At 43.8% G+C, this 8,002-nt stretch carries 3 protein-coding genes and 1 pseudogene; all 4 read left to right on the top strand.

The features are described from left to right. The first annotated feature begins 237 nt into the window (after positions 1–237). The 4 genes and pseudogenes from ACZ0NX_RS04390 to ACZ0NX_RS04375 all read left to right on the top strand — a co-directional run bounded on the left by ACZ0NX_RS04390 (position 238) and on the right by ACZ0NX_RS04375 (position 7,988). Positions 238–2,559 (top strand): choice-of-anchor M domain-containing protein, encoded by a 2,322-nt coding sequence (locus tag ACZ0NX_RS04390; RefSeq protein WP_464405742.1) that lies wholly within the window; start codon positions 238–240, stop codon positions 2,557–2,559. A gap of 81 nt (positions 2,560–2,640) precedes the next feature. Beyond that, positions 2,641–3,702: pseudogene (locus ACZ0NX_RS04385) on the top strand (TIGR03773 family transporter-associated surface protein); the annotation flags it as partial. Continuing rightward, positions 3,698–6,109: a choice-of-anchor M domain-containing protein gene (locus ACZ0NX_RS04380; protein WP_464405740.1), complete on the top strand. Its 2,412-nt coding sequence runs from the start codon at positions 3,698–3,700 to the stop codon at positions 6,107–6,109. The pseudogene ACZ0NX_RS04385 and the gene ACZ0NX_RS04380, both read left to right, overlap by 5 nt. 25 nt (positions 6,110–6,134) lie before the next feature. Then, a complete protein-coding gene (locus tag ACZ0NX_RS04375; protein WP_464405738.1) occupies positions 6,135–7,988 on the top strand; it encodes an anchored repeat ABC transporter, substrate-binding protein in 1,854 nt (617 codons plus the stop codon). Positions 7,989–8,002: the final 14 nt, after the last annotated feature.

Below are 8,002 nucleotides of genomic sequence, written 5' to 3'. Positions count from 1 at the left end.
TTATTATTCATGATTAGGTTATTGTGCCCGTGTTTGTTCCCTTTTTTGGGGTTTTGGTAAACAAACACGGGCAAAAACGCTTGCGAGTTCGCTTAGTCGGAGTGTCGACTTGCTATTAATGAGAATCATTATTATTATTGATACACGTTGTATGGATATCTTCAATAGTCATTCGTAAAAGAAGAGCGCGAATAGGCGAAATAGAGAAGATGAAGTGTAGAGAGTGAAATAATAATTATGACTCAGGTCATTAGGGGTATTGTTAAGCGCACGTTTTGCTTTGCATGTGTAGCCGCAATTACGTTTGCAGTGCTGGTATCGGGCTTTGGCACAATAGCGCCTGCATACGCGGATAATCATAAAACGTCTTATAAATATTATGAAGATAAAAATGACGAATTAAAAAATGGTCATATGGATATTTTTTATCCGTTTATGCATAATGACAAGCTAATAATGGGCTTTGAGGCAAATTCTATGCTCTATAAGCCAGAAAACGTAACAATGAGGGTTGGGAACTCTTCGTATAGCACTAAGCCTTTTGATAACTACAAAAACAAGTTACCATTCGATGCGTCAAAAGGTTATTGGCTTTTAGACGAATCTGGTAATAAGCAAGATAAAGAGCTATTCCCAGGATGGGATACATCTATAGCAAGATATGCTGTTGGCGCGGAAAATCCAGATGGCGCAACTGCAGACATTGTTGTGCAAAAGGTAATCGCCCCTAAAGGTGGAAAAGTCTTAGTTTGGGAAACAGATAAAAATAAGCAGGGGGAGTCTATAGCTAAGTCTTTTGAATACAAAGATAAAGACGATGTTGAAGGCGAAGAAGGTAGCCGTTTTGAGCTTCCAGGTGTAATCCATCAACCGCAGGTTACGCATCAGCATACGAATTGGGTATTTACAAAGCCTGGAACTTACACTTTAGAGGTTTATGCGGTTATTAAGAATCGAGTAACTCAAAAAACAGTTAAAACAGACAGTGCTAAATATACTTTTGAAGTTGATGCAAACAGCAGTCATATGGTTTCTAGCGATTCTGTTGTTAAAGAACGCGGAAAAGCGGAAATTCCAGTTTTGGATGCAAACACTAAAGACGAAGACCCTAGCGATAACCCCGAGTGTCAAGATGGTCAGCTATGCATTCTAGGAGTTAGAAAAACGGGGTCTCATCCTCACTATCATTCTTACGAAGAAGGCGGAGACGTAAACCTTTACACGTACATGGATGGGTTAAAGGAAAAAATCGCAAGTGGGGAAATAAAAAGGCCTACATATAAATGGTGCATAACTCGTGCAGATGAGCAAGAGTGTACGGAAGGAACTTGCTTTATTGGAGAAAGGCTTATACTTCCGCCAGAGCCTGCAATGAACAATATGCAAGTTTCTGTTAGTGTTACGGCTTTTGAAGGCTTTTTTGACTTTGGAAAAGACCGCGCAACTGCAAAAATTGTTGTAGAAGATCACGGAGCAGATGGTAGGCCAGTTGTTGCGATTAGTGGCAAAAACAAGGTTAAGATTGGCGAAACCGTACATCTTAATGCAAAGCTGTATTCGCCTCGCGTGCCTGTTGTAAATGGTGAGGCAGGAGAACCAGAAAAGTCTGTTACATCCATAGTCAAAAAATACAGGTGGATGATTAAAAAAGACGGCGAAAAAGAGTTTAAGAACATACCGATGGCAGAAGGAAGCAGCCTTGATTTAGTGGTTGACGAAAGCATGCAAGATGCTGTTATACGCGCTTCGCTTGTTTTGGACGACGGAACTTTGTATAGGAATGCTGGATACGACGATTTTTGCGATTGGAGTGTGAACATAAAGAAGGCTAAGAAGGGTGGAAACGCTGGGGATTCTGGCGAGTCTGGTGACTCTGGCGACTCTGGGGCACATAAGAATCGCAAGAAGAATCGTAAGCAAAATCGTAAGCATGCTAAGAATCGCAAGAATACAAAGAATCGTAAAAAGAATAAGAGTCATGAATCTGTAACGGATGAGAATGACAAAAATAATGGCGATAATAATGGCGGCAAAACCGATGAAGAAGATGACAATAGTCAAGATTCTAAAAACGATGGCAATTTAGAAAATAATAGCAAAAAGAAGAATCGCAAGAAGACAAATAAAGAGTCAAATAAAGAGTCTAATAATAACGGCGGCAATAACGGCGGCAATAATGACGAAAACAATGGGAAGGCGTCAATGCCACTTGCTGCTGGGTCTCTTTCTGGCGGAAGGCTTGTTAACGCTGGAAAATCAGGCAAATTAGGCGGTGGATTCGCAAGGCTTGGCAGCTTTGGAAAGTCAAAGAAATCTAAAGCGGTAAAAAAGTCTGAGCCACTTAAGAGCGGTAGCAAGAAGGCCAAAAATAATCACGAAGATTCTAATGATTCTAATGATTATAACAACAGCAATCTAGACGATGAACAAGAAAATAGCGAAGAAAACAGCCATAAAACAAAGTGGGTGGCAGCTGCTGTTGGAACCGCAAGCGTGAGCTTGTGTGCAATAACGGGAGCTGGAGCGTTCTTGATGAAGTCGCGCATAAAGCTGTTGTAGAAAGCTGTTGTAGAAAGACGATTGCAAAACTTTAGAAAACACTAATATATCAAAATCAAATTTAGGACTTAAGGATTAAAAATGAGTAAAAATAGGAATCAAATAGCAACCGCACTTATTGCTGCAATATGCTCGGCGATTACGTTGCTTGCAACAGTTTTGGCGCCATCTCCACTTGTTGGGTCAGCGAATGCGGCAACAAGCAACCAGCCAGTGATGATTCAAGCAGGTCACGCTGATTTTGGCCCAACGCTTTCTGGTGGCAACTGGAAGATGAAAATCCGCGATGATACTGGCGATGAGCCAGTTTGGAGAGATCCAGAAAACGTGGTATTTAAGCTTGGCAACAGCTCGATTGTTTCTATGCCAGATGATTCTACGTATAGCTTTATTGGCGAAAAGCCAGGAACCAAGCTTTACGTAATTCCGCAAACTCAAAATCCTGACGTTCCATGGCTTGGGTGGAATACGCAAGAAGGCGGAGTGCTAAATGAGCTAGACCGCGGCGCAAATCTTTCGCTTGATGGCGTAAGTGGCCCTGGAAAATTGCATGTTTACTTGGAAAATGGCAATAATGCTCCACAGCAATTGTGGGATAGCACTAAAGGATATCCGCAAAACAGCTGGATTGAAGCGAATGCGCACACTCACGTGAATTGGGTGTTCTCTAAGCCTGGAATTTACCATGTAAAGCTCACTTTTTCGGGAAAGCTTAAGAACGGCCGCTCTGTAAGCGATACTCGCGTTCTTAACTTTGCTGTGGGAGAAAAAACGGACGCGCAAGCTGCTTTGCCAAGCACTAGTAGTGCGAGCCAAGGCGAGTCTGGTGATGCGCAAGATGAGGCTAATGGCGGCGAAGAAGCGGAAGAAAATGGCGATGAAAGCGCAGCTAATGGCGAAAACAATAATGGCAATAAATCCGCAAATAGCTCTAGAAAAAAGCATAAGTCCAGCTCCGACGACACTGTAGCAATCGCGCAGATTGTGATGATTGTATTTGCGATTTTAACAATCATAATTATTGCGTTTATTGCATTCGCTGTAGTAAAGAGCAAGCGTGCACGCCAAAGGGCGATTGATCAGCATAATTCCAACTCACAACAAAATACTTCGATTTTTAATAATTTAGGACAAAACAATGCGTAATAAAACAATGCGTAATAAAACATTAATTTGCTTTAGACTAATAAGCGCGATTTTAAGCGCAATAATATCTTTTGGATTCTTGGCGTCGATGTGCTGCTGCAATTGCGGTAGTGCGTATGCGAGTGAAGTTGCGCAAGAGGAGACTGCTGATCAAGGTGGGAAAGGCGCCTCTTCTGAGCAAGATAATCAAGATGCGCTTGAAGGGCAGGATGATTCTTCTACAGTTTCCAATCAGTATTCTGACAATAAGAATGAAGATTCTAGTCAAGCTGAAAATGAAGAAGCTTGCAAAGATGCTGCTGTGGAAAATAATGCCGAAAATGTTGACGATTCTGGTATAACCACCAAATGCAGAGTATACAAAGGTCATACAGACGCTTTTGCAACGTATATTAGCAAAGGCGGAAAGCTTGTTTTAGATACGCGCGGAGATAACTTCCCAGGTAATGGAAATAATGGTGTTAGATACAATTCAAGTCGACTTATATTTGTGCTTGGTGAAAACACTAAGCATTCTAGTGAAGGCTTAAAATTCTTGCCAGAAAATGGTGCAAATGTGCCAGTTTGGGGATTGTCGCAAAATCAAGAACCAAACAAATTGTGGCCTGGTTTTGCAACGGAAACTTTGGGTGAAAAATCTGGAATAACTGCTGTACGGTTTGCTATTAAAGAAGCATCAATGCCAAAAGGTGGTGCTGTGTATGCGTACCAAGAAGACGCTCATAGTGAAATAACGCCTGCTATAGGAACGCCGAATACACAGTTCCCACACAAAATGTATGTTGGCGCAAAAGCTCATATGCATGTTAATTGGGTGTTTACCAAGGCTGGTAAGTATGTTCTTAGCATGGAAGCTGCTGCAAGAACAAAAGAAGGCACTATTTATAAAGCTGAGCAGAAGTACACATTTGAAGTAGATATGAGTAATTCCAATGCTGATTCAAATGGCAGTTCTAAAGATTCTTCGCAAATTGCTACAGCTAATAAAGATGAGTTAGATGATTACAGAGGATTTGTTGAATTAAAAAAGCAGCAGACGGAAGGCGAGGATTCCGATGCTGAGGAGAGTGAAGATAGTGAAGAGAGTGAAGATGAAGATGATGAAGATTCTTCCACTTCGATTGTTATAAACGGAAACAACAACAGAGTTTACGTAACGCCATGGCCTGGTGCCAAGCCAAAAGATGGATTAGCAAATCATGGTTCCGATGAGAGTGACGAGAGTGACGAGAGTGGCGAAAATGGCACTGAAGGCGGCTCTGAAAATGCCAAGTCTGGATCTAAAGGCAAAAATAAAAAGCAAAAAACTGTCAAAAAATGCTTAAAATTTAAGGATTTGCAAGGCGATAAGCTGGTTATTAAGCATGGCCACGTTGATTTAGCAACCTACTCAACTGGCAACGGAATAGGATTTGCTGTTCAAGAAGATGTGACTGGAAGCCACGTAAAACGCGACCCGAGCAAAGTTGTGTTTTATGCTGGAAAATCTGCTAAAGACGGTAATGTGTGGAGGCTACCACAAACGCAAAAAGGTAGCGTACCATGGGTTGGCTGGAGTAACCAGAATTTAAGCCCACACAAGCCAAGCAAAATCAGCCTTAAATCTGTAAAAGGGCCAGGTAGCGTGCGAATTTGGCTTCAAGGTGGACTTGGTGTAAAAGCTAAAACGCTTATGTCTAGCGGCGGAAACAGTACGTATACAATCCCGGCAAACACGCATATGCATTTAAACTGGGACTTTTCAAAGTCTGGGTACTACACGATTCGTCTTGCTGTAAGCGCTAATGGCAAAACTCTTGCGAAGGACTTCCATTTTGCGATTGGTGTGGATCCATTGGAAAAGCCTATGAGTTGCAGTGCGGGAAGCAGCGAAGATGGCGATGAAGACGGCGAGGATGGCAGCCAGGAAGACGGTGGCCAGAATGGCGGCCAGAATAATGGCCAGGATGGCAGCCAGGAAGATGGCGACGGAAAAAACGTGCAGAATGATGGCCAGGATGGCGGCCAGAATGGCGGAACGACTGCGTTAGCTGGATCTTATTCTGGCGGAGGATCGTCGTTCTTTGGCGGCAGATCTGGGCTTGCAAAGTCTGCTAAATCGGGCAAAACTGGCAGGTCTGTAAGCATTTCTGGTGGAACTTTGGGTAAGTCAAAGGGCTTGCAATCAAAGTACAGCACAAAGCGAATTAAAGGATTAAGCCAAAGCCTTAAAAGTGGCGTTAAAAGCGAAGAACCTAGTGGAATTATAGGCTTGTTCCAACGCAAGCCGATTGTTGCATACACCGCTTTAAGCCTTGGAATTGCATCAATTTCTGGAACTTGCGCAGCTGGATTGTTTGTTCTACGCAAACGTGGACTAATACCTGCAGGAGGTTTGTTTAGCGCGCTTATGGGTTGGAAATAGTGCGTAGAAAACGTTGGTAAAATTGATGAAAATCGTTGATTTACTAAGTAAAAAAAGTGCGATGCGTGTTGCTGCGGCGGCTCTAGCTGTTTTAACAGTACTGCCGATGGGAGCATGCGGCGCGTCGAATAGCAACCACAGCGCAAATGGCGTAAATAGCGCAAATAGCGCAAGGTCTGGGAAAATTAACGTTGTAACAACAACGGGCGTTTTGCGAGACATGGTGGCAAATGTTGCAGGAGATGCAGCAAACGTTAGCGCGATTGTGCCAGACAACGCGGATCCGCATTCGTACGAGCCGCGTTTGCGCTCAATTAGAGATGTTGTATACGCGGATGTGGCTTTTAGTAACTACATGATGCTGGAAGAGCACGGCGTTATTGCCGCTTTGGATGCAAATTTGCGAAAAGGCGTGCCAAATGTGCAACTTGCGGAAGAAAGCGTGAAGCACGCGGCAGATATTATTCCGATGGTAGAAGACGTGTCTTTAGACACGATTTGGCTAGGGCTTGCTACAGAGCGTATGGCTGCGCAGCCGAGCGAGGAAGCGCATAGCGCGCAAGGCGCTACAAGCGCAAATACGCAAAAGCGTGCGGAAGAATCGCCCTCGGCGGCGGCTGGTGGTCTATCTTCGCTAAACAATCTCAATAAAGAAAAAACAAATTCAAAACAAGCTAGTCAACTAGAAAAGTCAGGTCAATCTTTGCAATCAAACGCGCCTTCAACTGTAACAAAAGAAGGCCGCGCAACCGTAATAAAGCCGAACGCATACAACATGAAAAGGTCCGACAGAATACGCTTAACGGCAACGAAAGTAAAAGGGCCGGGCGCGCTATTCGCATACTTGACTGGCACTTTTGGAAGCGTAGAAACATACTTTAACAGCGCAAACGGCATAAGCGCAGAAGACCACGTAGACTTGCCAGCAGACGCGCATACGCATTTAAGCTGGGCGTTTAGTAAGCCAGGAGAATACACGCTTGACTTGCACGCAGACATGCTAAACGCGCAAAACGAGGTAGTTTCTAGTCTTGGAAACGCCAAGATGCGATTTGCTGTAGGCGTTAACGCGCAAAAAATAGCCAAAAAGCGGGGAGCTAGCGTAGTTTTAAACAAGGGTCATGCAGATTTGGCTTACGACTTAGCAAAACGCGGATTTGTGTACCGAGTGGACACTTTGCAAGAGAAGCGCTCCGCTGCGCCAAAACGCGTGTATTACAAGCCGCGCGATGTGGTTGTAGAAGTGCCAACTAACGCGCTAAAAGAGATACCAGCCGAACACGGATACAGGTTTTTGGGAGCTGCAAGGCAGAAGATTTATCAGCTGCCGCAAGCAGTTTTAGGAAAGCACATTCACGGAGATATTGACCCGCATTTATGGCAATCCGTAAAAAATGGCATAGCATACGTGCGCACAATCGCAGATCGCCTTTGCGAAGTGGACCCTAAAAATGCTCGTACATATCGCAAAAATGCGGATCAATACATTAACAAGCTATTAGATGTAGATGCTTATATGCGCAAAAAAGTGGCGTCAATACCAAAAGAGAAGCGCAATTTGGTTACAACGCACGACGCTTTTGCATACTTGGGTAAAGCTTACGGCGTGAATATTGCAGGATTTGTAACGATTAATCCTTCGAGCGAGCCGAGCGTGCAAGATAGGCGTAGATTGCAGCAGATTTTGCGCGATTTAGAGATTCCAGCTGTGTTTTTGGAGCCAAATTTGATCTCGCGTTCGTCTGTGCTTAAAGAGTTGGCAGCGCAAGCGCGTGTAAAAGTGTGCCCTATCTATGGAGACGCTTTCGATGCAAAAGTTAGAACTTATGCGGATATGATGCGAGCGAATGCGGATTCTTTGGCAAAGTGCTTGAAGTGAGATTGACGAGGACT

It is taken from the genome of Gardnerella rara, from assembly GCF_055452355.1.
The sequence above is the reverse complement of the archived record's forward strand: the minus strand, read 5'-3'. Positions and strand labels throughout refer to the sequence as shown.